This window comes from Noviherbaspirillum humi, from assembly GCF_900188095.1.
Classification (GTDB): Bacteria; Pseudomonadota; Gammaproteobacteria; order Burkholderiales; family Burkholderiaceae_D; genus Noviherbaspirillum; species Noviherbaspirillum humi.
Window position 1 is genome coordinate 37,021 of record NZ_FZOT01000012.1, and the last position, 23,522, is coordinate 60,542.

Genomic DNA, 23,522 nt, shown 5'->3' on the forward strand with positions numbered 1-23,522 from the left:
AGGAAGAGACATGTCCAGCGTACTCAGCAACCAGCAGCGCGTGCCGGTGCACGGCCTGTTCATCGACGGGCGCCAGGTGCCGGCGTCCCGCGCCGACCTGCTCGACGTCCTGAACCCCGCCACCGGCGAGCTGCTGGCGCAGATCAGCCATGCCAGCGAGGCCGACGTCGACCGCGCGGTGAAGAGCGCCCACGCCGCCTTCGAGAGCGACGAATGGAGCGCGATGTCGAACCGCACCCGCGCCAAGCTGATCAACAAGCTGGCCGACGTGTTCGAGGCGCACCTGGAGGAGATGTACCACCTGGAGACGGCCAACAACGGCCGCTCGCTGAACGAGACCCGGGCCCAGATCTCGCGCCTGCCGGACTTCTTCCGCTACAACGCCGGCCTGGCCATCGCCCGCCGCGACTCGGTGATCCCGGTGGACGGCAATTACCTCAACTACACTATCCGCACGCCGATCGGCGTGGTGGGCAATTCCACGCCCTTCAACCATCCGCTGATGATCATGGTGAAGAGCCTGGCGCCGACGCTCGCTTCGGGCTGCACCACGGTAGTCAAGCCGTCGGAGTACACGCCGCTGACCACGCTGCGCCTGGCCAAGCTGTTCGTCGAGGCCGGCCTGCCGCCGGGCGTGTTCAACGTCGTCACCGGCCTCGGCCCGACCACCGGCAAGGCGCTGGCGGAGCATCCGCTGCTGGCGAAATGGGTGCTGACCGGCGGCACCGAGGCCGGCCGCATCACCGGCGCGCTGGCCGGCACCAACTTCGCCCACCAGACGCTGGAGCTGGGCGGCAAGACACCGGTGCTGGTGTTCGACGACTTCGACGTCGATCAGGCGGTGAACTATGCCGCCTTCGGCGCCTTCGTCGGCGCCGGCCAGACCTGCATCTGCGGCAGCCGCCAGATCGTGCAGGACAGCATCTACGACGAGTTCGTGGAAAAGCTGGCGGCCAAGGCCAAGGCCATCCGCATCGGCAACCCGGCCGACCCGAGCGTGCAGCTCGGCCCGGTGGTGTCGGCGCGGCAGCAGCAGCGGGTGTTGAACTACGTCCGCATCGGCCTGGAGGAAGACAAGGCGCGCCTGGTGGCCGGCGGCAAGGCGCCGGCCGATCCGTCGCTGAAGAACGGCTTCTTCGTCGAGCCGACGGTGTTCGCCGACGTCACGCCGGACATGCGCATCTTCCAGGAAGAAGTGTTCGGCCCCTTCGTCTCCGTCAGCAAGTTCTCCACCGAGGCGCAAGCGCTGGCCATGGCCAACGACTCGCCCTTCGGCCTGGCCGGCGCGGTGCGCACCAAGGACGTCACCCGCGCCCACCGCGTCGCCGCCCGGCTCAAGTGCGGCATCGTCTGGATCAACGACCATCACCGGCTCGATCCGGCCTCGCCGTGGGGCGGCATCAAGGATTCCGGCATCGGCCGCGAATGCGGCACCGAATCCTTCGACCAGCATTTCGAAACCAAGAGCGTCATGGTGCGCATGGATGACACGCCGTTCGACTGGTACAAGGACACGTCCAGCCAGCGCCGGCTGAACTGATGCCTGCGCCCCAACCACCCGATCTTTCCTACCCAAAAAAGGCCGACATGGACACCATCATGAGAGAGCAGGAGACAAGCTTCGAGGAAATCAGCATCGACGCCGGCGGCGGCAGGGTCAGCGCCCGCCTCGGCGGCAGCGGCAGGCCGATCGTACTGTTCCATTCGCTGCTGGCCGACGCCAGCAGCTTCGACCCGCTGGCGAACATGCTGGCGAAGACGCACCAGGTCCTGGTGCTGAACCTGCCCGGCTTTGCCGACTCCGACCGGGTCGACGGCGGGTTGGAGGAAGTCGCCGACCGGGTGGCGGAAGCCATCAGCCAGCAGACCTTCGACCGGAAGCCCATCCTGCTCGGCAACGGTTACGGCGGCTTCGTCGCCCTGCTGACCGCCATCCGCCATCCCGATCTGGCCGAGCGCCTGGTGCTGGCCGACTGCGGCGCCGCCTTCTCCGAGCCGGGCCGCGCCGCCTTTCGCGGCATGTCGGCAGCGGCCAAGGAAGGCGGGTTGGCAAAGATCGCCGACGTGGCGATGCGGCGGTTGTTCGCGCCCGCCTTCCAGGCCGGCAATCCGGACCTGGTGGCGCAGCGGCGGGAGCGCTTCCTCGCGGTCGACCCGCAGACCTTCCACAACGCCTGCGCTGCGCTCGCCGCCCTCGACCTGCGCGACAAGGCGCCCTCGGTGACCGTTCCGGCGCTGGTGCTGGTCGGCGAGCAGGACGAAGCCACGCCGCCGGCGATGGCCACCGAGCTGGCCGGCCTGCTGCCGAATGCCCGCCTGGTGATCCTGCCCGGCTGCGCCCATGTGCCGCAGTTGCAGGAGCCGGATCGGTTCATGGAAGCGATCGCGGAATTCGTCGGCGCGGAGCAGGCAGCCGGCCGATAGAAAGCGACGGGAAGAAGGCTGCCGCAGAGCGGCCAGGACATCCATGGGCAAGGCAGGACCACGGGCCGCGGCATGCGGCCCGTTCGCTTTCCTGCGCCGCCAATCAGTGGCGCGGCTTGTCCCGGCGCAGCGCCAGCCGCAGTTCCTCCGCCACCTCGGCGCAGGCCTCCACATGCTGGTTGCCGATGGCGCGGAAGGCGGCGAAGCCGATCGCCGCCGACGCCACCTGGCCGGCGAGCGGTGCGATGCGGGCGCTGTTTCGCATCAGCAGCTTGAAGCCGGAACGCTGCAGCAGTTCCATCACCAGCTCCCGCGTCACCAGCTTGCCCACCAGGCTGCCGCCCATGGCCACCATGGTCTGGTAGGCAACGATGCGCTCTTCCGGCTGCAGCTGCTCTATCTGCTGCGGCGTCAGGCCGAACTCGGCATTGATCTCCTCGATCAGGTTCATCAGCAGCGCAATGTCGCCGGCGACATCGATGCCCGGCAGCGGCACCGCCGCCAGGCCGGCGGACAGCGCGGCGCGGCGCAGCACCAGCTTGCGGCACTTGCGGCGGATGGCGCCAAGATCCTGAACCGGCGAAGCCAGCGCCGGCAGCGGTTCCCAGGCATCGCCGTTTCGGTTACGTTTGAGGTCGGTCGTTTTCATCTTTCACCATGTTCCTTCCCATGCTCCTCAGACAGCGGCGCCAGGCCGATTACTGCACCAACCCGTTCAACCCTGGACCGGCATCATGATCCGGGTTGCCGTTCTCGGCGCGGAAGGCGAGGAAGCCGGCCAGCTGCAAGCCATCCTGCGGGCCGAAGGCCATGCCGGCGAACTGCTGCCGGCGGGCAGCACAATGCAGGGCGATCGCTTCGACCTCGCCATCCTTGCCGCGCCCGACCCGGCGCGCTGGCCGGAACTGCTGCGCGCCGCCGGCTCGCAGCCGGTGCTGTTGCTGGCCAGCCTTGATCAGGACCGGGCGCTGGCCGCGGCGATGGGCGCGGCGGATGCGCCCGCGCGGGATTATCTGATCCGGCCGCTGCGCCGGCCGGAGCTGCGCGCCCGCATCCGGGTGCTGCTGCGCCGCGCTCATCCAGAGCGGCCGGCGGCGGAACCGGTGGACATCGCCGGCTTCCGCTTCGACAGGGAGGCGGGCGAAATCAGCCGCGGCGGCGAAACCTTCGTTCTGACGCGCAAGGAGTTCGAGGTGGCGCTGTTGCTGTTTTCCCATCTCGGCCGGCCGGTTTCGCGCGCCACGCTGACCGAGGTGGTCTGGTCGCGCGATGCCGACTTGCCGACCCGCACCGTGGACACCCATGTGTCGCGGGTGCGCAGCAAGCTCGGATTGCGCCCTGAGAACGGATTCCGGCTGTTGCCGGTCTACAGCTATGGATATCAGCTGGAGCAGGCCGCCGGGGTGGAAACCGCCTGAGCCCATCCCCATCTGGCTGTTGCTTCCGTACCTTGAATGGCACCGGGATGGCAAGGCATGTGCTACCTTGGCAAGCAAAGCCGCCGGGTCGGCTTGCCGCATGCCCTGGCGCCGCGTGCGGCAGGGCAACACGGTATAATCGAGGGTTATTTCCTGAATCTTTGTAGACCGTCATGCAGCTTCTCGCCGTCGGCCTGAACCACAACACCGCACCGGTTTCCCTGCGCGAAAAGGTGGCCTTCCCGGCCGACCAGATCGGGCAGGCGGTGGCGGCTGCGCGCGCCTGGTTCGGTCGCCAGGCAAGCGGCCTGAACGCGAGCGGCGAGGCGGCCATCCTCTCCACCTGCAACCGCACCGAGCTGTACGCCGCCAGCCATGTGCCGGGAGGCGTGGTGGAAGCGATCGACGCCACCGCCCACTTCCTGGCGGACTATCACCGCCTGCCCTACGCCGAGCTGCGTCCCTTCCTCTACACCCTGCCGCAGGACAATGCGGTGCGCCACGCCTTCCGCGTCGCCTCCGGCCTGGATTCCATGGTGCTGGGCGAGCCGCAGATCCTCGGCCAGATGAAGGATGCGGTGCGCCAGGCGGAAGCCGCCGGCGGCCTCGGCACCTACCTGCACCAGATGTTCCAGCGCACCTTCGCGGTGGCCAAGGAAGTGCGCACCACCACCGCCATCGGCGCCCAGAGCGTATCCATGGCGGCGGCGGCGGTGCGGCTGTCGCAGCGCATCTTCGACAAGGTGTCGGAACAGAACGTGCTGTTCATCGGCGCCGGCGAGATGATCGAGCTGTGCGCCGCCCACTTCGCCGGCCAGCATCCCAAGACCCTCACCATCGCCAACCGCACCCTGGAGCGCGGCGAGGCGCTGGCGCATCGCTTCAGCGGCCGCGCCATCCGCCTGGCCGATCTGCCGCAGCAGCTGGCGCAGTACGACATCGTGGTGTCCTGCACCGCATCCACCCTGCCCATCATCGGCCTCGGCATGGTGGAGAGGGCGGTGAAGGCGCGCCGCCGCAAGCCGATCTTCATGGTCGATCTCGCCGTGCCGCGCGACATCGAAGCCGAGGTCGGCCGCCTCGACGACGTCTTCCTCTATACCGTGGACGATCTCGGCACCGTGGTGCAGACCGGCATGGAGAATCGCCAGGCGGCGGTGGCCCAGGCCGAGGCCATCATCGAGAACCGGGTGCGCGCCTTCATGCAGTGGATCGACACTCGCTCGGTGGTGCCGGTGATTCAGGATCTGCAGGAAACCAGCGAGGCGATGCGCCTGGCCGAACTGGAGCGGGCGCGCAAGCTGCTGGCGCGCGGCGAGGATGTCGACGCCGTGCTGGAAGCGCTCTCGAAGGGCCTGACCGCCAAGTTCCTGCATGGTCCGCAACAGGCGCTGCACCATGCCCAGGGCGACGAGCGCGCCCGCCTCGCCTCCCTGCTGCCCCAGCTGTTCCGCACCAAGCGCTAGCGCCGCTCTTCCCCATGCCGGCCGCCGCGCCGGCCGTCCCGCGGCGCTTGACGCCGGCCCTTCCCTGCAACAACATCCGACCTCATGAAACCATCAATGCTCGCCCGGCTCGACCAGCTCACCGAAAGGCTGGAAGAAGTGAACAACCTGATGATGCAGGAAGGCGTCACCAGCGACATGGACAACTACCGCAAGCTCACCCGCGAGCATGCGGAGCTGGAGCCGCTGGTGGCGCTGTACCGGTCCTACCGCGGCGCCCAGGACGACATCGCCGCCGCCCAGGACATGCTGGCCGATCCGGAAATGAAGGAGATGGCGCAGGAAGAGATCGCCGCGGCGAAGGGACGCATCGAGCAGCTGGAACTGGACCTGCAGAAGATGCTGCTGCCGAAGGATCCCAACGACGAGCGCAACATCTACCTCGAAATCCGCGCCGGCACCGGCGGCGACGAGGCGGCGCTGTTCGCCGGCGACCTGCTGCGCATGTATACCCGCTACGCCGAGCGCAACCGCTGGCAGGTGGAGATGGTGTCGGAATCGCAGTCGGAACTGGGCGGCTACAAGGAAGTGATCGTGCGCGTGGTCGGCCACGGCGCCTATTCGCGCCTGAAGTTCGAGTCCGGCGGCCACCGCGTGCAGCGGGTGCCGGCCACCGAGACCCAGGGCCGCATCCATACCTCGGCCTGCACCGTGGCGGTCATGCCGGAAGCGGACGAGGTGGAGGACGTCAACATCAACCCGTCCGAAATCCGCATCGACACCTTCCGCGCCTCCGGCGCCGGCGGCCAGCACATCAACAAGACCGATTCGGCGGTGCGCATCACCCACCTGCCCACCGGCATCGTGGTCGAATGCCAGGACGACCGCAGCCAGCACAAGAACAAGGCGCAGGCGATGAAGGTGCTGGCGGCGCGCATCAAGGACGTGCAGCTGCGCGAGCAGCAGGCCAAGGAAGCGGCCACCCGCAAGTCGCTGGTCGGCTCCGGCGACCGCAGCGAGCGCATCCGCACCTACAATTTCCCGCAGGGCCGCATGACCGACCACCGCATCAACCTGACGCTGTACAAGCTCGACTTCATCATGGACGGCGACCTCGAGGAGCTCACCAGCGCCCTGATCACCGAGCACCAGGCCGAGCAGCTCGCCGCCATCGGCGAAGAGGCTTGATTCCCTTCAATCACCACCACCCACGCCGATGACGAAAAACCTGAAACCCATTCTCCTGCTGGCCGCCTTCATCTGCTTCGCCCTGCTCGGCTTCGCGCTCTACCTGCAGCACGTCAAGCAGATGCTGCCCTGCCCGCTGTGCATCATGCAGCGCTATGCCTTCGCCGCGACGGGACTGATCTGCCTGGTGTTCGCCTTCCTGCCGCGCGGCGCCTCGTGCGGCGGCGCGGTGCTCGGCGCGCTGGCGGCGCTGACCGGCGCCGGCGTGGCCGGCTGGCATCTGTGGGTGAAGGCGCATCCGTCGGTGTCCTGCGGCATCGACCCGCTGGAAACCTCGCTCAACAAGATCCCCACCGCCGAGTTGCTGCCCTTCCTGTTCCAGGCGGACGGCCTGTGCACCACCGAGTACGCGCCCATCATCGGCCTGTCGATTCCGCAGTGGTCCATGTTCTGGTTCCTGGTGCTGGCCTTCGTGCTCGCCACCGCCGGCCTGCGCCGCCGCTGATATCCTCATGCTGATCGCCGCCGGCGTCACCCTCGCGCAGATCCAGCGCGCCGGCCTGCTGGACCCGGTGGATGCCCGCATTCTGGTGGCGCATGCGCTGGGGCTGTCCCGGGTGCAGCTGATCACGCAGGCCGACCGAGCGCTGTCCGCAGACGAGGCGCGGCGCGTGGAGAACCTGGTCGCGCGGCGTCTGCAGGGCGAGCCCATCGCCTACATCGTCGGCGAGCGCGAGTTCTTCGGCCTGCCCTTCGAGGTCATGCCCGACGTGCTGATCCCCCGCCCGGAAACCGAGCTGCTGGTGGAACTGGCGCTGCAGCGCCTGCCGCCCGACGGCAGCCTGCTCGACATGGGCACCGGCTCCGGCGCCATCGCCGTGGCGCTGGCGCATGAACGGCCGGATGCCACTGTCTCGGCCCTCGATGCGAGCGCCGGGGCACTGGCGGTGGCCCGGCGCAATGCGGAGCGCAACGGGGTGCAGGTGGAATTCCTGCAGAGCGACTGGTATGCCGCCGTCGGCGACCGCCGCTTCGGCCTCATCGTTTCCAACCCGCCCTATATCGTCGCCGGCGACAGCCACCTGTCCCAGGGCGACCTGCGCTTCGAGCCGGCATCGGCCCTGACCGACCATGCCGACGGGCTGTCCGCCCTGCGCATCATCATCGCCGGGGCGCCGGTCCATCTGCAGCCGGGTGGCTGGCTGCTGCTGGAGCATGGCTACGACCAGGCCGCGGCCGTACGCGAGCTGCTGAATGGCCAAGGCTTTTCGGACGTGCAGAGCTGGCGCGACCTCGCCGGCATCGAACGCGCCAGCGGCGGCTTCATGCCAGTCTGACATCGCCCCGACCGCTGCGCCCGGCGTGGCATCCATGCACGTCAAGTCTGGCGCTCGGCCGCGGTTTCGGTATCATCCAACGCTTCTTCAACACCCAGAAACACCATGCTGCCTTCGATCGAACAACGCCTCGCTGTCGAACTCGCCGCCAAGCCGGCCCAGGTCGCCGCCGCCATCGCCCTGCTGGATGAAGGCGCGACCGTGCCCTTCATCGCCCGCTACCGCAAGGAAGCCACCGGCGGCCTGGACGACATCCAGCTGCGCCTGCTGGAGGAGCGCCTGCGCTATCTGCGCGAGCTGGAAGACCGGCGCGCGGCCATCATCGCGTCCATCGAAGAACAGGGCAAGATGACGCCGGAACTGCTCGACGCCGTCACCCATGCGGAAGACAAGACCCGCCTGGAAGACCTCTACCTTCCCTACAAGCCGAAGCGGCGCACCAAGGCGCAGATCGCCGCCGAAGCCGGCCTGACCGCGCTGGCCGATGCCCTGCTCGCCGACGCGACGCTCAACCCGGAGGAGGAAGCGGCGAAATACCTGAAGCCCGCCTTCTCCACCGCCAACGGCGACAACCCCGGCGTGCCCGACGCCAAGGCGGCGCTGGACGGCGCGCGCCAGATTCTGATGGAGCGCTTCGCTGAGGACGCCACGCTGCTGCAAAGCCTGCGCGAGTACCTGACCGACCACGGCATCGTCGAATCCAAGGTGGTGGACGGCAAGCAGGATGCCGGCGAAAAATTCGCCGACTACTTCGACTATTCGGAAACCATTTCCACCATCCCCTCGCACCGCGCGCTGGCGCTGTTCCGCGGCCGCCGCGAGGAAGTGCTGACGGTGTCGCTGCGCCTCGACAGCGAGGAGGAGAAGCCGAAGTGGGATGCGCCGCACAACCCGTGCGAGAGCCGCATCGCCGCCCGCTTCGGCGTCAGCCAGAAGGGCCGCCCGGCCGACAAGTGGCTGGCCGACACGGTGCGCTGGGCCTGGCGGGTGAAGGTCTTCATGCATCTCGAGACCGAACTGATGACGGCGCTGCGCGAGCGCGCCGAGACCGAGGCGATCAATGTCTTCGCCCGCAATCTGAAGGACCTGCTGCTGGCAGCGCCGGCCGGCCCGCGCGCCACCATGGGCCTGGACCCGGGCCTGCGCACCGGTGTCAAGGTGGCGGTGGTGGACGCCACCGGCAAGGTGGTGGATACCGCCACCATCTACCCGCACCAGCCGCGCAACGATTGGGAAGGCTCGCTGCATGCGCTGGCGGTGCTGGCGCAGAAGCACAACGTGGCGCTCATTTCCATCGGCAACGGCACCGCCTCGCGCGAGACCGACAAGCTGGCCCAGGACCTGATCAAGCGCCACCCCGAACTGAAGCTGACGAAGATCGTCGTGTCGGAAGCCGGCGCGTCGGTCTACTCCGCCTCCGAATTCGCCTCGCGCGAACTGCCCGAGCTGGACGTATCGCTGCGCGGCGCGGTGTCGATCGCCCGCCGCCTGCAGGACCCGCTGGCGGAGCTGGTGAAGATCGATCCGAAGTCCATCGGCGTCGGCCAGTACCAGCATGACGTCGGCCAGGCGCAGTTGGCGCGTTCGCTGGACGCGGTGGTGGAAGACTGCGTCAACGCCGTCGGCGTGGACGTCAACACCGCCTCGGCGCCGCTGCTGGCGCGCGTCTCCGGCCTCAACGCCAGCGTGGCCCAGAGCATCGTCAACTACCGCGACATGAAAGGCATGTTCGCGTCCCGCGCCGACCTGAAGCAGGTGCCGCGCCTGGGCGACAAGACCTTCGAGCAGGCCGCCGGCTTCCTGCGCATCATGGGCGGCGAGAATCCGCTGGACGCGTCGGCGGTGCACCCGGAATCCTATCCGGTGGTGCAGAAGATCCTGGCCGACATCCGCAAGGATGTGAAGAGCGTCATCGGCGACGGCCGGCTGCTCAAGTCGGTGAACCCGGCCAAGTACGCGGACGAGAAGTTCGGCGTGCCGACCATTACCGACATCCTGAAGGAGCTGGAGAAGCCGGGCCGCGACCCGCGCCCCGAGTTCACCACCGCCACTTTCAAGGAAGGCGTGGAAGACATCGGCGACCTGCGGCCGGACATGATTCTGGAAGGCGTGGTGACCAACGTCGCCGCCTTCGGCGCCTTCGTCGACATCGGCGTGCACCAGGACGGCCTGGTGCACATCTCCGCGCTTTCCAACACCTTCGTGCGCGACCCGCACACCGTGGTGAAGGCCGGCCAGGTGGTGAAGGTCAAGGTGCTGGAAGTGGACGTCAAGCGCAAGCGCATTGCTCTCACCATGCGCCTGTCCGATGCGGCGCCGACGCCCGGCTCACGGCCGGAGCAGCGCGGCGACCGCAACGATGCCCGTCGTCTGTCCCAGCACCAGAATGCCCGTCAACCCGAGGCGGCAGGCGCCATGGCGGCCGCTTTCGCCAAGCTCAAGCGCTGACCAGGAGCGGATGATTCCCCCGTTGGGAGCGGACGGCCGTCAACGACGCCGCCCGCTTTTCCCTATAATGAAGGTTATCACCCATTTTTCTGAAAGATCACCATGAGCGAAGTCCATAACTGGATCAAAGAGACCGTCACCCAGCATCCGGTCGTGCTGTTCATGAAGGGCACCGCCCAGTTTCCGCAGTGCGGCTTCTCCGGCCGCGCCATCCAGATCCTGAAAGCGTGCGGCGTCAACGATCTGGTCACCGTGAACGTGCTGGAAGACCAGGAAGTGCGCCAGGGCATCAAGGAATTTTCGAACTGGCCGACCATCCCCCAGTTGTATGTGAAGGGCGAGTTCGTCGGCGGCGCTGATATCATGAACGAGATGTACCAGTCGGGCGAACTGCAAACCCTGCTAAAGAGCTGATCGATCAGTGTCTGCGACGGCATGTCGCCGACGCGGTTGAAGGCAAAGAATACGGCGGCGGCGCATTGGCGCTGCTGCCGTTTTTCTTTGCAGCATGGCATTCTGCGCGGGCTTCAGCGCGGTGCGCATCGGTCACTGATGCGGCGTCGCTCTCGCCGATCGGGTGTAAGACGATAAGGGCAGCGCGGAGGCCGGTCAGCATGGCCGAGTCCTTGAGGACAATCATCCGCGCACGGAAGGATGCTGTAACCGCTTCGCTCGTGCCAAGAGTGCGGAAAACGGTCTCATTGGAACCGGGGTGTCAATGCGAAGGCCGGGAGCGGGGCTGGAAGGACGGAACGACAGAAAGCAAAAAGCCCAGCCTTGTGGGCTGGGCTCTTGCTTGAATTTCTTGGCTCCCCGACCTGGACTCGAACCAGGGACCTGCGGATTAACAGTCCGTCGCTCTACCGACTGAGCTATCAGGGAACAGCGGGAGCCGAATTATAGGATAAATCTGGACGATTGGGTACTCCCACATCGTTTCTTTTGGAAAAGAGTTGAAGGCTCGGGCCAAGGCCTGTACGTGCCGCGGCTCATACAAGTTTCCGCGAGATCTTGCACATCTCTGCCGGGAGAAAGGAAGCCGAGGTACCGCCGTTCACGCATGGAGCGCTTGCCAGCTGTGGCATGGCTTGCCCAAGCTGTCTGCGTCATGTCGATGCTTGATGAGCGCGCCCGACTTTGACCGCCCCCTTTCGGCAACATGCCATACCTGGCAAACGGTTGGCTGATCGGTCGGCGCCGGCGCACTTGCCAATGCGTTGCGGCCAGTGTGCTCGTCTCAATGCGTTACGCTCAATGTAAGCCGCTCGAACGCGTTCCACACCAACCGACATGCCGCTTGCGCCAAGAGGGATTGCGAAGGAGAAAACAGAGGATGCGCCACGCGGCAATGAACCCCTGGCAGATGCATTGGCGCCGTTCACCACGAATGTGAAGGCGCCGAAAAGAGAAAGGGGTTGTGCGCCGCTGAGCGCACAACCCCTGTATGGTGCCGGCTGCCGGATTCGAACTGGCCACCTGATGATTACAAGTCATTGCAGGTATCTATCTTAATATCTACAAATCAACACAAGATTGAATTATTTTCATTAAAATTCAAATACATAGTGGATTTTTATCAAAAAAAATTATTCCTTGACATTACTATACGTTGACCGAAAATGCCTACATAAAGCCTACACAGTGTCTACATAAATATAGTCGACGAGGTGAAGCATGGGTCATCGGGATAATTTTACCGTGGGACGTATTGCTAACTTTCGATGTGAGGACGGTAAGCGGCAAACAATCTTCATGGATGCGAAAACGCCAGGTCTTGGCGTGCGCATTACTGAGAAAAAAAGTAAATCCTTTATCTTTGAAACAAGATTACATGGAAAGACGCTCCGTATCACCATTGGTGATGTGCGTGCTTGGTCGCTTGGTCAAGCGCAAGCCGAGGCCCGCCGATTAAAGGCTTTAACTGACCAAGGTGTTGACCCGCGTCAACAAGCTGCAGAAAGGCGTGCAGCGCACGAAGCCGCGCAAGCTAATCTGAAACGTCAAGCCATTACATTCGGCGATGCATGGGCAATCTATTTAGAAACTCGGACGCCGAAGTGGAGCGCTAGCCATATCCGTGCACATCAGGTGCTGGCGGCACTTGGCGGAGAGCCAAAAAAACGTGGCATAGGGACGCGTTCTGCTGGGCCGATCGCGAGTTTGTTATCCACTCCACTTACTAATCTTAGTGCTGACCTGCTAGCCTCTTGGCTGGAGCGCGAGGCGAATACTAGGCCAACTGCAGCATCACTCAGTTTTAGGCTTATTCGAGCGTTCATCCGTTGGGCTGAGGATGAGCCCACTTACAAGGGGTTAGTTCCTATCGGAATAGTCAATGCCCGCAAGGTCAGGGATGCGCTACCGAAAAACCGTACTCGAGAAGGCGACTGCCTACAACGTGAACAATTACCAGCGTGGTTCGATGCAGTCCGAAAAATCGGAAACCCAGTCATCGCCGCGTATTTGCAAGGCTTGCTGCTCACTGGGGCGAGGCGGGAAGAAATGGCAGGCCTACGCTGGGCAGACATTGATTTTCAATGGCGCACACTATTTATCCGGGACAAGATAGAAGGTTCGCGCACAATCCCCCTACCGCCGTACCTCGGAAGCCTAATTGCGGCACTGCCCCGGCGGAATGAGTGGGTCTTTTCCAGCCTATTGGCAAAAGAAGGCCGCATCACCGAGCCACGTTATGCCCATGATCAGGCACTTCAGGAGGCCGGGCTGCCTCACATAACCCTGCACGGGTTGCGTCGCAGTTTCAGCACGCTAGCGGAATGGTGCGACATGCCTACCGGAGTTGTTGCCCAGGTTATGGGACACCGACCAAGTGCTCTAGCCGAGAAGCACTACCGACGCCGATCGATAGATCTACTACGTAAATGGCACGACATCCTTGAACAATGGATCCTGGAACAGGCGAATGTCGAATTTCTGCCTTTAGAAAATAACAAACCGAAATTGATTTCTGGCCCGCCTTGATCATGCGGCTACCAATGTCGACCACGGAAGCAGCTTTCCCGTTAGGCCAAGTTGCCGAAATTCAAGCCACGATCGCGTTCACCCACTTGGTGCTCATAGAATTTTACTCAAGGGATAACTAAATATATGGACTACGACAAAGCCATTCGAATTGAAGCCTTCCACGACCTTAAGCGTTTCGAGCCAGCTACTAATTTCTACAAATACAAAGAGCACTCTCCCGAAGCTAGTTTACATCTAGCAGAACGTACGTTGGCGCAACAATTCAGCGAGAAAGCGACCGCGCGCGAACTTGCGGCTGCAGAGGTGATCAAGAATTGGGCATATTCGCAGATGCGATGCCGCTCTATTCTCATGGAAGCGTTCCCGGTAAGTGATGTTGGTGACGGCACCTCGATTTCGCCTATAAAAGGTTTAATACCGTCCCAACAGAGGGAGATCGATGCACTCTACGAGGTCTACCGGCGCGCCGCCCTAGAATATGCAAGGATCTTAGAAAGCGCTGCGCTCATTGACCACTTTCAACAATCCAAACAAGCCGACATACGAATCGCAGCCACACCCACCATCCAATCAAAGGTTAAAGAGCTCCCTGTAGCGCAGGGCAAGCCACATCGGCATACCTGGGATGAGCCTAACCTGCGGCGATTATGGATTGAATACCAAGAACCCGGGATGACGCAGCGGAAACTCGCCAAGAAATACGGGGTGACACACCAGCACATTGGACAAAAGCTTAAAGATGCCAAGAAGCTTTTTAGCATGAAAAAGCCTGGGCCTTTCGACCCGATGAATTGGCAAAAAAGAAAAACTAGATAATTGCGGCTTCTTGCCAAGCGCGGTTGCCAAAATCAGCCTGTAACCCGCATGAAATAAGGCTTGGCAAGTTGCCAAACTCGTACTCAAAGGTTTCCTTCTCTACCTTTCTATCGTCACATCTCAATGAAAGGAAATGACGATGGAAAATTTTCAACTCGAATCCCGACGCATTAAGGGTATCGACTTTGATTTAGTTGACCCAATCTTCCGCCAAGTTACATATCCTCCATTAGAACTTGAGACCCGTACTCATCTTGACACTGAGTGCGCGGCTTATCATCTCAACCGCCAGGTTCAGACGCTTCGCAAATGGGCGTGTTTAGGAACCGGCCCGATTCGTCCGATTCGCATCTATGGCCGCTTGGCATGGGCTGTGGCCGATATCAAGCATTTGCTGGAGACCGCATAATGAAAAAGTCCGACCGCCGCCAAGCTGAATCGGACCTTTTCGATGCCTTTGAAACTGGTCCTTATTTTAATACATCGGTCATATTTCGCGGGACCGAAGACATTTGTTGTCTCCGGGTACTGGAGTACCTTTTTGAAGGTCCTGCCTGGGACATTGAGATTGCCGCAATAGCAGGCACTTCTTCTCCGGCTGACGTAGTTTCTACTCTCCGCAATTTGGGTTTAGGAGATCAAGGCCTTGCCTATCAGCAGGCTAAATGGATCGGTATCCCTAGTCGTCCCATACTCCATGGTTACTATTTTCTGACCGAGGCTGGTCGCCAGGCCGTACTTGATTGGCAGTCCACCGTTTATCTGGGTGCCATGACAAACATACTTGAGAAACAAGCGGCATTCTTGGAGAACGAGCTTACCTATTTAATCAAGGAAATGGAGCTGATCGCTCAAGAAATCGAGTCGATCACGCTGGAGTTCGAACAGCTGATATTCCAAATATCGACCATTAGCAAACACACGGGAGGCAACTGATGAGGTGCCGGTCTTTTACTTCCCAAGTCTTCTATACAGGCCTCGATGGACTTGAGGATTTCAAGCTAGCTATCGCCCAGCGGGGGCTACTCCCTCCTGCAGATATTGTTTTAGACGGGACGATCCACCGCTTTAGCACAACAGGTAAGCCAGACGACTTGTCAGGCTGGTATTGCCTGTACGACAAACCTGTTTTCGCTGGCGCCTTCGGCTGCTGGCGCACTGGCATTTCCATCAAGTGGCGTGCGAGTCCCAATCGCAAACCAGATAACTTTGATTGGGCTGATATCGCTGCTCAAATTGAAGCCAAACGGCGCGTGCGCGACGAGGAAAAGGCGAATCGCCATACTGCTGCGGCAATTGAAGCAAGCCGTCATTGGAGCACTGCATTAGATGCGACTGGTCACCCTTACCTCCTTGCTAAAGGAGTTGCGGCTCATGGGACCCGCATTGACGCTCGCGGTTTCTTGTTGGTGCCGATGCGCGACGTTACGGGCAAACTGTGGAATCTGGAACGCATTAATCCCGCCGACTTTAAGGATAAGAAAGGACTGTACGGCGGTCGGCGTACTAGTTGCTATTTCAGCATCGGCACTGTCGAAGGTGCGACCTCACTCTGCGTTGCAGAAGGTTTTGCAACAGCTGCGAGTCTCCACCAGGCTACTCGGCTGCCAGTCGCTGCTGCTTTCAACGCCGGAAATTTGCTTTCTGTCGCAACCGCTCTCAGAACTAAATTTCCCAAATTGGCCTTGGTCATTTGTGCTGACAATGACAGCGAAACGTTAGGTAACCCAGGACTCTCATCAGCCATCAGGGCAGCGAAGGCCGTTGGTGGGCGAGTCGCCATTCCTCATTTCGGGAGTGCGCTGATATGAGCCTAACCGATTTCAATGATCTAAATCGGATAGCTGGTGAGGAGGCGGTGCGTACTTGCGTCGAAGCTGCGGTAGAACCCGCGGTCCTGAATACGGTGGAGACAAATTCCTGGCCGAAGCCTACTCCCCTACCCTGCAGCTTGCCGGCAGTGCAGCCGTTCGACCCCGATCTGCTGCCGGTCGCTTTTCGAGCATTTGTGGAGGACGTGGCCCATCGAATGCAGTGCCCACCCGACTATGTGGCAGTTGGCCTATTGGTGGCGGCCTCCAGTGTCGTTGGTGCCCGAGTGGTGATTCAACCCAAGGCACAGGACGATTGGACGGTAGTACCTAACCTTTGGGGGTTGATCATCGGCAGGCCGGGCGTCATGAAATCTCCAGCACTTTCTGAAGCACTGCACCCACTTAATCGTTTGCAGTCTGATGAGCAGCAGATCTGGAAATCGGCGCACGAAGGATGGCGCTTGGACTTCAAACTGGCGGAGCTGCAAGCGGCAGAGAACGAAAAAAAGGCTAAAAGCCTTTCAGTAAAAGATCCGGCGTCGGCCCGCATACTATTGCACCCCATTGACCTACCCCCAGAGCCAGCTCCAAGGCGCTTCATCGTAAACGATCCTACAGTCGAAGCACTAGGCGAATTACTAAAAGTTAACCCTTGGGGAACTATGGTTTATCGTGATGAGCTATACGGCTTGTTATCTTCCATGGATCGGCAAGGGCAGGAGGGCGGGCGTGCTTTCTATCTACAGGGACATGATGGAAATCAGAGTTACGTAGTAGATCGAATTGGACGGGGTGAAGTTCTTATACCGCGCGTTTGCTTAGCCCTCCTCGGGGGTATCCAACCCGGGCGCTTGCAGGAATATGTCCGCAGCGCAGTCAAGGGCGGCAGTGGGGACGACGGTTTACTTCAGCGTTTTAGCTTGGCGGTGTGGCCGGACATACGGACTGAATTCTGCGACATTGACCAACCACCCGATGTAGATGCTAAGCGCAAGATAATGGACGTTTTCAGTCGCCTAGCAGCGATTGAGCCTGCGAACGATACTGAACCTACAATCTGCCACTTTGACCCTGCGGCCCAGGAGCTGTTTTCTGAGTGGCGCATCCCATTCGAGATTGAACTGCGCGGCGGCGAACTACATCCAGCAATGGAGTCGCACCTGGCCAAGTACCGGAAGCTGATTCCATCCTTAGCATTATTGTTTGCGCTCATCGATACTCCAGATGCTGGCAGTATCGGAAAAAAGGAGTTGCTCCGTGCGCTCGCGTGGAGTGAATACTTGCGTAGCCATGCCAACCGCTTATATGCAGCGGCTGTCATTCCGGAGGCTGCGGGAGCTGAGTTACTGCTTAAGCACATCCGAAACGGAAAATTAGAAAGACAGTTTACCCCTAGATTGGTTATCCAAAAAGGATGGACTGGACTCAATACTCCCGACACCGTCCGTAAAGCTGCAGATGTACTGATCGAATATGACTGGTTGCGCCGGGAGATTCAGTTGTCGCAAGACCCCGGAGGCCGGGGCCGTCCCAGCGAGCGCTATTTGATTAATCCTGCTGCATTTGCAAAAGGCTGACATTATGAGCTGGCTACAGCGACTGAAAAATGAAGCAACCCTGCAGAGGGGGAACCTACAAAAACCACAAAAACGTAATTCTGTAGTTTTTGTAGGCATCTCCCCAAGCACATCTGAAAATATTGAGAGAACGCTGGTGCCTTCCAATAATGGGCCAGCCGGCCTTGCCGGCGCCATTCGGGATTCAATACTATTTTCTATCGAACCTACACCGGCAACGTCCGAAAACAATGCTGGCCACGAGTTAGCGCTAGAGTCAAAAGGCCATGTTACTCAATTGGATAGTGCTCGGGTAGGACTTCTTGTTACCCGTGGAGTTACAACAGCTGAAGCGATTAATATGGCTGAAAAACTTTCACTGCGTGACCAACAATTGGACGATCGGCGGCTTTGTCTCGAATGTCAGCACCTGTATGGAACACGCGACGCGCGCCGCTGTGCGAAATGGCAACAACAGAAACTATCTAATCCAGGGATCCCAGCGGAGCTGGCGGAAGTTTTGCAACGATGCAAACATTTTGACGAAGCAATGGGAATTAGTGATGCGGTTTATGGCCAACCGTAATCAATTGCAAGATCAGGAGATTAGCAAGATGACAGACATAAAAAAGCGGCGTGGGAGGTGGGAGAAAGGCACAAGCGGCAATCCAGCCGGTCGCCAGCCGGGTAGTGGTAAGATTCAGCGGCTACGAGACGCCCTGGGAAATGGGGTAGATGACGTAATTCATGTAGTTCTGCAAGCGGCTCGGGATGGTGATTTAACGGCCTGCCGGCTGGTCCTTGAGCGCTGCATTCCCCCCTTGCGTCCAATGGAACAGCCTGCGCCCTTCCCACTTCCAGACGCGGGTACCCTTACGGAATCAGGACAGGCGGTTCTGCAGTCTGTTGCAGAGGGCCAGATCACCCCCGCACAAGCCAATCATCTCTTGAATGCAATTGCAAGTCTGGCCCGCGTAGTAGAGTTTGACGAGCTGGAGCGTCGATTAGCTGCTTTGGAGGTCAATCGTGAGGCGTCGTGATTTGCACAAGCGCCTAGGCATCCTTGAAGTGAAAGCTGGCTCAATACGTTCCGAGACCACGCAGGCGATGGATGATGCCATTGATGTGCTGATCTCGTTACTTCCCCACATCCCCGGGATATCACACAGAGCACAGACCCATCCTGCAGGGTATGTCGAAGTCGAGGACGTGCCAGCCGTGTCGTCATTTGACCGAATAAATGAGTTGAGTAAGCGAGTCATTAGTAAGTCTTTGACAGGAGATGATTTTTTGATACTCGCCTCACTGAACCAACTCGCAATGGTACCGATGAATTACTTGCGCTACTCTTCTTCCGAGTTTGTAGTTTACTTTGCAAAGATTCTTGAGGACATGGACAATCGTTACTAGGTGTCCTAGATGAACGGTATCATACAAAAGCAAAAGGATTTTATTGTTGATACTGAATACTACGTAGAGTGCGATAGCTTGGACCCTAAAAAACGTCTTGGAAGATTCATCAACTAGTGTCGAGGTGGCTATATGATCACGCGGATCGTCACATGGAACCTCAATCATCATCGCCAAAGCGCTATCCAACGCAAGGCTACTTGGAACTTTCTCGTTGGCTTAAAGGCAGACTTTGCTCTTCTACAAGAATGCGTGCCGTCCGAATGGCCCGCCAATAGGGTCGTTTTCAAAGATGGAGGAATAGGCGGGCGCCGTTCATGGGGGTCCGCCGTAGTCTCGTTCAATCATGACCTCGAGGAGCTTTCAACAATACGCCTCAAAAGCACGGGTCGGTTAGCGTCGCTGTGCAACACGTGGCCAGGATCGGTCGCTATTGCGTACGCTCCCTCACTTGCACTCAGCCTAGTAAGTTTGTATGGATTAATTGACAATGGCTATGCTATCACCACGGTCCACCGGCAATTATCAGATTTGACCCCTCTCTTTGATTCGACATGCTACAGATCTAGGATAGTGGTTGGCGGCGACTTCAATATAAGCACCCAGTTTAGGAGCCCGGATGGCGAGCGCCATAGGAACGCCTTTGAACGGTTACAGACTCTTGGCATGGTCGATGCCATTGCTCTTAATCGGCCACCGCGCGAGCCACTCGCTGATTGCCCCTGTAGTGACAAACCTTGTTCCCATATCCATACGCAACGGCATAACGTTAGTAAGGTACCTTGGCAGAACGACTATATGTATGTAGGAAAAAAGCTGGCGCCTAATGTCGTCGCCTGCTATCCGATCGATGGTGGCTCTCCTGGGTCTTGGCAATACAGCGATCACTGCCCAATAATGCTGGAAGTCGAATTTTAAAACGCAGGTTTTCCAGGCCCTGCTACTGTCCCTGCTTCACAAGAAATATCCCGAGGTCGTGCGCCGCCCGGTCTGCGCCGGTGCGGCAGCAGTGGTTCAATGCCCTGCCGCTAAGCGTCGATCAGATTGCTTAAACAGCGCTTGCTCTTGCGCTGTTGCCAGTCTAACTGGTCGACGCCGCTCTGCTTCAATGGCAATCCCTTTAGCGCGTCGAACGCATCAGAATGCCAACTTAGTTAGCTTTGATGCCGTTTTCCTACAGGTTCTAACAACGATCGGCAAAGAACGTGGTTTGGCAAATGTGCCAGCAAATCAGCTACAACTTAAGCTAAGCGACGCTTTTCGACTCGCGAAGCTGAGGATGACACCCGCGCTTTGGCCACGCACTGCCAGACGCATCTCACCGCCAAAACTTGACTGACCGATCAGTTGAGCCCGCGCGCCGACTCTGCTGGCGCGCCCTCCCTCGATCTTCCGCCTATCGCCACTGGCCCAAGTCTTGCCTATGACCTAGTCGATGCCCCTTAAATATGGGAGAATTGGGCAGACTTGGCAATCATATGCCACCGCAGGTGAAAGCTAAAGGCGACCCGATGACCGATGCAAATGACGAAATCCTGACGCTTGAAGAAGTCGCCGCATACCTGAAGGCTGGGAAAAGAACAGTCTATCGCCTTGCCCAAAAAGGCGAGATTCCTGCATTCAAGCTTGGAGGAACTTGGCGGTTTCGCCGCTCCGAGCTCGAAAGTTGGATCGCTAAGAGCATCAATAAGAAGAAGCCAGTAGCAGAGTGACCATGCACCAAGTCTGCAATTGAATTACCTCTGGTCAGGAACATAGGGAGGACCGCCGTTGATAACGCAGCAGCTTTTGACGCAGCATCAAAGCCAGTACTATGCGTGGCTTTTGACGCGGCGTGCGGCAGGCGACTCGGTGGAGTCGCTGGCGTCCGTCCTCGTTGACTCGCAGGTTGACCTCAATCCGCACCAAGTTGAGGCAGCACTCTTCGCCTGCAGCAATCCGCTATCGCGCGGCGTCATCCTGGCGGATGAGGTCGGGCTCGGAAAAACCATTGAAGCTGGGCTGGTCATCTCGCAACGCTGGGCCGAGCGCCGTCGCCGTATTCTGATCATCGTTCCCGCCAACTTGCGCAAACAATGGCATCAGGAGTTGCACGACAAATTCAGCTTACAGGGCCTTATTCTTGAAGCTAAGAACTACAACACGATCCAAAAGCAGGACCGCCATAACCCTTTTTTAACGGCATCGGGGCCGGTCATCTGCTCATATCAGTTTGCGAAGTCTAAGGCAGACCACATCAAAAACATTGATTGGGATTTGGTCGTACTAGATGAAGCGCATCGACTGCGTAATGTCTATAAGACCAGCAATGTCATCGCCAAAACCCTGAAAGAGGCACTAGACGGTGTTCACTCCAAGGTACTGCTCACCGCCACACCATTGCAAAACTCGCTGTTGGAGCTTTATGGCTTGGTAAGCATAATCGACGACCGCGTATTCGGTGACATCGAAAGCTTTAAGTCCCAATTCACTGCTCACCCCAGAGAGCAGGCTTTCGCCGCGCTGCGAACCCGACTAGCCCCGGTTTGCAAGCGAACGCTGCGACGTCAAGTTCAGCAGTACGTCCCGTACACCGCGCGCATGGCAATCGTTGAGGAGTTCACTCCCAGCAGTGAAGAACGCGAACTGTCAAGTCTCGTTGCAGACTACCTGCGCCGGCCCAATCTCAAGGCGCTGCCGAAGGGCCAGCGCCAATTGATCTCCCTGGTGCTTTGGAAGCTTCTTGCGTCTTCCACTCACGCCATTGCGGGGGCTCTGGAGACTATGGTTAAACGCCTGCAAGGCGAGCTCGACGGAACATCGGAGGATCCAGATCTTGCCGCAGTGCTGAACGAAGACTATGAGTCGCTCGACGAAACTGTCGACGAGTGGAACGGGCAAGACCCAAACGCTCCATCACGAACGCTGATCGAGCGAGATGTCGTAGCACAGGAGATCGCCGAACTTCGGCATTTTAGGACACTTGCGACCAACATCCGCGACAACGCAAAGGGAAAAGCGCTGTTGACAGCACTTGATCGAGCGTTTTCCGAGCTGGAGCGTCTCGGCGCGGCCAAGAAGGCCATTATCTTCACCGAGTCAAAGCGCACGCAGGAATACCTGCTTTCTCTGTTGGCGGACACGTCCTATGGGGACGGCATCTTGCTATTCAATGGCACCAACAGCGATGCTAAGGCCCAAGCCCTCTACAAAGACTGGCTTAAGCGTTACGAGGGAACGGATCGCATCACTGGTTCCAAAACCGCCGACACCCGAGCCGCACTGGTCGAGCACTTCAAGGAGCGCGGTACTGTAATGATTGCGACTGAAGCTGGTGCCGAAGGCATTAACCTTCAGTTCTGCTCATTAGTCATCAACTACGACCTGCCTTGGAACCCGCAGCGTATCGAACAACGCATAGGTCGCTGCCACCGGTACGGTCAAAAATTCGACGTGGTGGTAGTAAATTTCGTCGACCGCAGCAATGAGGCTGACGCGCGTGTTTATGAGCTACTGTCACAGAAGTTTCAGCTATTTGAAGGAGTTTTTGGGGCCAGCGATGAAGTTATGGGTGCCATTGGCTCTGGTGTGGACTTTGAACGTCGCATCGCCGACATCTACCAAAATTGCCGCGACCCAGCAGCCATTAAAACAAGTTTTGATCAATTACAACTCGACTTGTCTAATGAGATCAGTGAAGCGATGGTCAAGACTCGCCAGATCTTGGTAGAGAATTTTGACGAGCAAGTGCAAGACAAGCTGCGCATCCGCGCGGAGGATAGCCTTTCCGCACGTTGCAAATACGAAAGGATGCTGATGGATTTGACCAGGACTGAGCTGGCCAACTACGCCACGTTCGACGAAGATGGATTCGTCCTTCAGAGGACTCCGGAATCGGTCCGCGGCGCAATCAATCCTGGGCGCTACGAGCTTCCTCGACGCTCCGGTGGTGCATACCTCTACCGGATTGGACATCCGCTTGCCGTCTGGGTGACCCACCAAGCCAAAACTCGCGAACTTGCAAGCACTCGGCTCGTCTTTGACTATGCCGCCTATGGCACGCAGATCAGCACGCTCAAGGCCTATCGAGGCAAGACAGGCTGGTTGACCTTGAAGTTATTGTCCGTGGAAGCCCTGGGGAACCAAGAGCAACACCTGGTAGTGGCAGCTAGCACTTCGGATGGGCAGGCCCTTGCAGAAGACGATCCAGAGAAGTTGCTTCGCTTGCCTGCACGATCGAAGTCAGCGGAGTTTTTCACTGCGATGGACGCCACCCTCGTGGAAGACGTGGAAGCCCGCAAGACCGCTCTGCTCCGTGAAATCAACAAGCGCAATCTCGGCTACTTCGAACAGGAAGTCCGGAAGCTGGACGCTTGGGCCGATGATTTAAAGCTCGGACTTGAGCAGGAGATCAAGGTCATTGATGCTGACATCAAGGAAGTGCGCCGTTCAGCCGCAACCTCACCAACACTCGAAGAAAAGCTGACCTATCAAAAGCGGCAGCGAGATCTTGAGGCCAAGCGCACAAAGCTACGACGCGAGTTGTTCGCACGACAAGATGATATCGAGGCTCAGCGCAACGACTTGATCACGCAGCTAGAAGCGCAGCTGCAACAGCAGGTCGTTGAGCAGACGCTTTTCACCATCGAATGGGAACTTGTGTGATCTCTGGAAAAAATCAACGTAACCGTTCATGGCGCCC

Annotated in this window: 22 protein-coding genes and 1 tRNA gene; 21 read left to right on the top strand and 2 right to left on the bottom strand. The window is 59.6% G+C overall.

Annotated elements, in window-relative coordinates; all coding sequences use genetic code 11:
• The first annotated feature begins 10 nt into the window (after positions 1–10).
• Together CHB88_RS16180 and CHB88_RS16185 are read left to right on the top strand one after the other, a co-directional pair.
• Complete coding sequence (locus CHB88_RS16180; protein ID WP_089400383.1) at positions 11–1,540, top strand: aldehyde dehydrogenase; 1,530 nt, start codon at positions 11–13, stop codon at positions 1,538–1,540.
• 59 nt (positions 1,541–1,599) lie between these two features.
• Positions 1,600–2,424: an alpha/beta fold hydrolase gene (locus tag CHB88_RS16185; protein ID WP_089400503.1), complete on the top strand. Its 825-nt coding sequence runs from the start codon at positions 1,600–1,602 to the stop codon at positions 2,422–2,424.
• Positions 2,425–2,527: 103 nt separating this feature from the next.
• Here CHB88_RS16185 and CHB88_RS16190 read toward each other — a convergent pair whose 3' ends face one another.
• The gene (locus CHB88_RS16190; protein ID WP_245845017.1) at positions 2,528–3,073 is read right to left on the bottom strand and encodes a hypothetical protein; all 546 of its coding nucleotides are present in this window, start codon (positions 3,071–3,073) and stop codon (positions 2,528–2,530) included.
• Between the two features lie 85 nt (positions 3,074–3,158).
• Here CHB88_RS16190 and CHB88_RS16195 point away from each other — a divergent pair, with 85 nt between their 5' ends.
• The 7 genes from CHB88_RS16195 to grxD all read left to right on the top strand — a co-directional run bounded on the left by CHB88_RS16195 (position 3,159) and on the right by grxD (position 10,674).
• Entirely contained in the window at positions 3,159–3,842 is a 684-nt protein-coding gene (locus tag CHB88_RS16195) for a response regulator transcription factor (protein WP_089400384.1), read from the top strand.
• 173 nt (positions 3,843–4,015) lie between these two features.
• Positions 4,016–5,308: a glutamyl-tRNA reductase gene (gene hemA, locus CHB88_RS16200; RefSeq protein WP_089400385.1), complete on the top strand. Its 1,293-nt coding sequence runs from the start codon at positions 4,016–4,018 to the stop codon at positions 5,306–5,308.
• Between the two features lie 84 nt (positions 5,309–5,392).
• Entirely contained in the window at positions 5,393–6,475 is a 1,083-nt protein-coding gene (gene prfA / locus CHB88_RS16205; RefSeq protein ID WP_089400386.1) for a peptide chain release factor 1, read from the top strand.
• Between the two features lie 28 nt (positions 6,476–6,503).
• The gene (locus tag CHB88_RS16210) at positions 6,504–6,980 is read left to right on the top strand and encodes a disulfide bond formation protein B (RefSeq protein WP_089400387.1); all 477 of its coding nucleotides are present in this window, start codon (positions 6,504–6,506) and stop codon (positions 6,978–6,980) included.
• Positions 6,981–6,987: 7 nt separating this feature from the next.
• Positions 6,988–7,812 (top strand): peptide chain release factor N(5)-glutamine methyltransferase, encoded by an 825-nt coding sequence (gene prmC, locus CHB88_RS16215; RefSeq protein ID WP_176442514.1) that lies wholly within the window; start codon positions 6,988–6,990, stop codon positions 7,810–7,812.
• 105 nt (positions 7,813–7,917) lie between these two features.
• Complete coding sequence (locus CHB88_RS16220) at positions 7,918–10,260, top strand: Tex family protein (RefSeq protein ID WP_089400389.1); 2,343 nt, start codon at positions 7,918–7,920, stop codon at positions 10,258–10,260.
• Positions 10,261–10,362: 102 nt separating this feature from the next.
• A complete protein-coding gene (grxD, locus tag CHB88_RS16225) occupies positions 10,363–10,674 on the top strand; it encodes a Grx4 family monothiol glutaredoxin (RefSeq protein ID WP_089400390.1) in 312 nt (103 codons plus the stop codon).
• 392 nt (positions 10,675–11,066) lie between these two features.
• Here the strand turns inward: grxD and CHB88_RS16230 are convergent.
• Positions 11,067–11,142 (bottom strand) — tRNA-Asn (locus tag CHB88_RS16230).
• Between the two features lie 792 nt (positions 11,143–11,934).
• Between CHB88_RS16230 and CHB88_RS16235 the strand changes: the two genes are divergently transcribed.
• The 12 genes from CHB88_RS16235 to CHB88_RS16280 all read left to right on the top strand — a co-directional run bounded on the left by CHB88_RS16235 (position 11,935) and on the right by CHB88_RS16280 (position 23,485).
• Positions 11,935–13,242: a tyrosine-type recombinase/integrase gene (locus CHB88_RS16235; protein ID WP_089400391.1), complete on the top strand. Its 1,308-nt coding sequence runs from the start codon at positions 11,935–11,937 to the stop codon at positions 13,240–13,242.
• A gap of 126 nt (positions 13,243–13,368) precedes the next feature.
• Positions 13,369–14,061: a hypothetical protein gene (locus CHB88_RS16240; protein WP_089400392.1), complete on the top strand. Its 693-nt coding sequence runs from the start codon at positions 13,369–13,371 to the stop codon at positions 14,059–14,061.
• A 139-nt stretch (positions 14,062–14,200) separates the two neighbouring features.
• Positions 14,201–14,470, top strand: coding sequence for a DNA-binding protein (locus CHB88_RS16245; protein WP_342745538.1), 270 nt, complete (start codon positions 14,201–14,203; stop codon positions 14,468–14,470).
• A complete protein-coding gene (locus CHB88_RS16250; RefSeq protein WP_089400393.1) occupies positions 14,470–14,997 on the top strand; it encodes a hypothetical protein in 528 nt (175 codons plus the stop codon). The genes CHB88_RS16245 and CHB88_RS16250 overlap by 1 nt, the downstream gene beginning before the upstream one ends.
• On the top strand, positions 14,997–15,872 hold the full coding sequence (locus tag CHB88_RS16255) for a toprim domain-containing protein (protein ID WP_089400394.1): 876 nt from the start codon (positions 14,997–14,999) through the stop codon (positions 15,870–15,872). The genes CHB88_RS16250 and CHB88_RS16255 overlap by 1 nt, the downstream gene beginning before the upstream one ends.
• Positions 15,869–17,452, top strand: coding sequence for a YfjI family protein (locus CHB88_RS16260; protein WP_089400395.1), 1,584 nt, complete (start codon positions 15,869–15,871; stop codon positions 17,450–17,452). Before CHB88_RS16255 ends, CHB88_RS16260 begins: the two co-directional genes overlap by 4 nt.
• Before the next feature lie 4 nt (positions 17,453–17,456).
• Positions 17,457–18,017 carry a hypothetical protein gene (locus CHB88_RS24620; protein ID WP_143131320.1) on the top strand — a complete coding sequence of 187 codons (561 nt, stop codon included), beginning with the start codon at positions 17,457–17,459 and terminating at the stop codon, positions 18,015–18,017.
• Between the two features lie 28 nt (positions 18,018–18,045).
• Positions 18,046–18,471 (top strand): DUF5681 domain-containing protein, encoded by a 426-nt coding sequence (locus CHB88_RS26015; RefSeq protein WP_425436117.1) that lies wholly within the window; start codon positions 18,046–18,048, stop codon positions 18,469–18,471.
• Positions 18,458–18,841, top strand: coding sequence for a hypothetical protein (locus tag CHB88_RS16270; RefSeq protein WP_143131321.1), 384 nt, complete (start codon positions 18,458–18,460; stop codon positions 18,839–18,841). Before CHB88_RS26015 ends, CHB88_RS16270 begins: the two co-directional genes overlap by 14 nt.
• Positions 18,842–18,973: 132 nt before the next feature.
• Positions 18,974–19,759 (top strand): endonuclease/exonuclease/phosphatase family protein, encoded by a 786-nt coding sequence (locus CHB88_RS26020; RefSeq protein WP_143131322.1) that lies wholly within the window; start codon positions 18,974–18,976, stop codon positions 19,757–19,759.
• A gap of 593 nt (positions 19,760–20,352) precedes the next feature.
• Positions 20,353–20,553 (top strand): methylation-associated defense system helix-turn-helix domain-containing protein MAD1, encoded by a 201-nt coding sequence (gene mads1, locus CHB88_RS16275; protein ID WP_089400506.1) that lies wholly within the window; start codon positions 20,353–20,355, stop codon positions 20,551–20,553.
• A 76-nt stretch (positions 20,554–20,629) separates the two neighbouring features.
• Entirely contained in the window at positions 20,630–23,485 is a 2,856-nt protein-coding gene (locus CHB88_RS16280) for an SNF2-related protein (protein WP_425436113.1), read from the top strand.
• The last annotated feature ends 37 nt before the right edge of the window (positions 23,486–23,522 follow it).

What these genes read in the sequence shown, in the direction of transcription:
- CHB88_RS16180 (WP_089400383.1), top strand. Translation starts at nt 11, where the DNA reads ATGTCCAGCGTACTCAGCAACCAGCAGCGCGTGCCGGTGCACGGCCTG.
- CHB88_RS16185 (WP_089400503.1), top strand. Translation starts at nt 1,600, where the DNA reads ATGAGAGAGCAGGAGACAAGCTTCGAGGAAATCAGCATCGACGCCGGC.
- CHB88_RS16190 (WP_245845017.1), bottom strand. Translation starts at nt 3,073, where the DNA reads ATGAAAACGACCGACCTCAAACGTAACCGAAACGGCGATGCCTGGGAA.
- CHB88_RS16195 (WP_089400384.1), top strand. Translation starts at nt 3,159, where the DNA reads ATGATCCGGGTTGCCGTTCTCGGCGCGGAAGGCGAGGAAGCCGGCCAG.
- hemA (WP_089400385.1), top strand. Translation starts at nt 4,016, where the DNA reads ATGCAGCTTCTCGCCGTCGGCCTGAACCACAACACCGCACCGGTTTCC.
- prfA (WP_089400386.1), top strand. Translation starts at nt 5,393, where the DNA reads ATGAAACCATCAATGCTCGCCCGGCTCGACCAGCTCACCGAAAGGCTG.
- CHB88_RS16210 (WP_089400387.1), top strand. Translation starts at nt 6,504, where the DNA reads ATGACGAAAAACCTGAAACCCATTCTCCTGCTGGCCGCCTTCATCTGC.
- prmC (WP_176442514.1), top strand. Translation starts at nt 6,988, where the DNA reads ATGCTGATCGCCGCCGGCGTCACCCTCGCGCAGATCCAGCGCGCCGGC.
- CHB88_RS16220 (WP_089400389.1), top strand. Translation starts at nt 7,918, where the DNA reads ATGCTGCCTTCGATCGAACAACGCCTCGCTGTCGAACTCGCCGCCAAG.
- grxD (WP_089400390.1), top strand. Translation starts at nt 10,363, where the DNA reads ATGAGCGAAGTCCATAACTGGATCAAAGAGACCGTCACCCAGCATCCG.
- CHB88_RS16235 (WP_089400391.1), top strand. Translation starts at nt 11,935, where the DNA reads ATGGGTCATCGGGATAATTTTACCGTGGGACGTATTGCTAACTTTCGA.
- CHB88_RS16240 (WP_089400392.1), top strand. Translation starts at nt 13,369, where the DNA reads ATGGACTACGACAAAGCCATTCGAATTGAAGCCTTCCACGACCTTAAG.
- CHB88_RS16245 (WP_342745538.1), top strand. Translation starts at nt 14,201, where the DNA reads ATGGAAAATTTTCAACTCGAATCCCGACGCATTAAGGGTATCGACTTT.
- CHB88_RS16250 (WP_089400393.1), top strand. Translation starts at nt 14,470, where the DNA reads ATGAAAAAGTCCGACCGCCGCCAAGCTGAATCGGACCTTTTCGATGCC.
- CHB88_RS16255 (WP_089400394.1), top strand. Translation starts at nt 14,997, where the DNA reads ATGAGGTGCCGGTCTTTTACTTCCCAAGTCTTCTATACAGGCCTCGAT.
- CHB88_RS16260 (WP_089400395.1), top strand. Translation starts at nt 15,869, where the DNA reads ATGAGCCTAACCGATTTCAATGATCTAAATCGGATAGCTGGTGAGGAG.
- CHB88_RS24620 (WP_143131320.1), top strand. Translation starts at nt 17,457, where the DNA reads ATGAGCTGGCTACAGCGACTGAAAAATGAAGCAACCCTGCAGAGGGGG.
- CHB88_RS26015 (WP_425436117.1), top strand. Translation starts at nt 18,046, where the DNA reads ATGACAGACATAAAAAAGCGGCGTGGGAGGTGGGAGAAAGGCACAAGC.
- CHB88_RS26020 (WP_143131322.1), top strand. Translation starts at nt 18,974, where the DNA reads ATGATCACGCGGATCGTCACATGGAACCTCAATCATCATCGCCAAAGC.
- mads1 (WP_089400506.1), top strand. Translation starts at nt 20,353, where the DNA reads ATGACCGATGCAAATGACGAAATCCTGACGCTTGAAGAAGTCGCCGCA.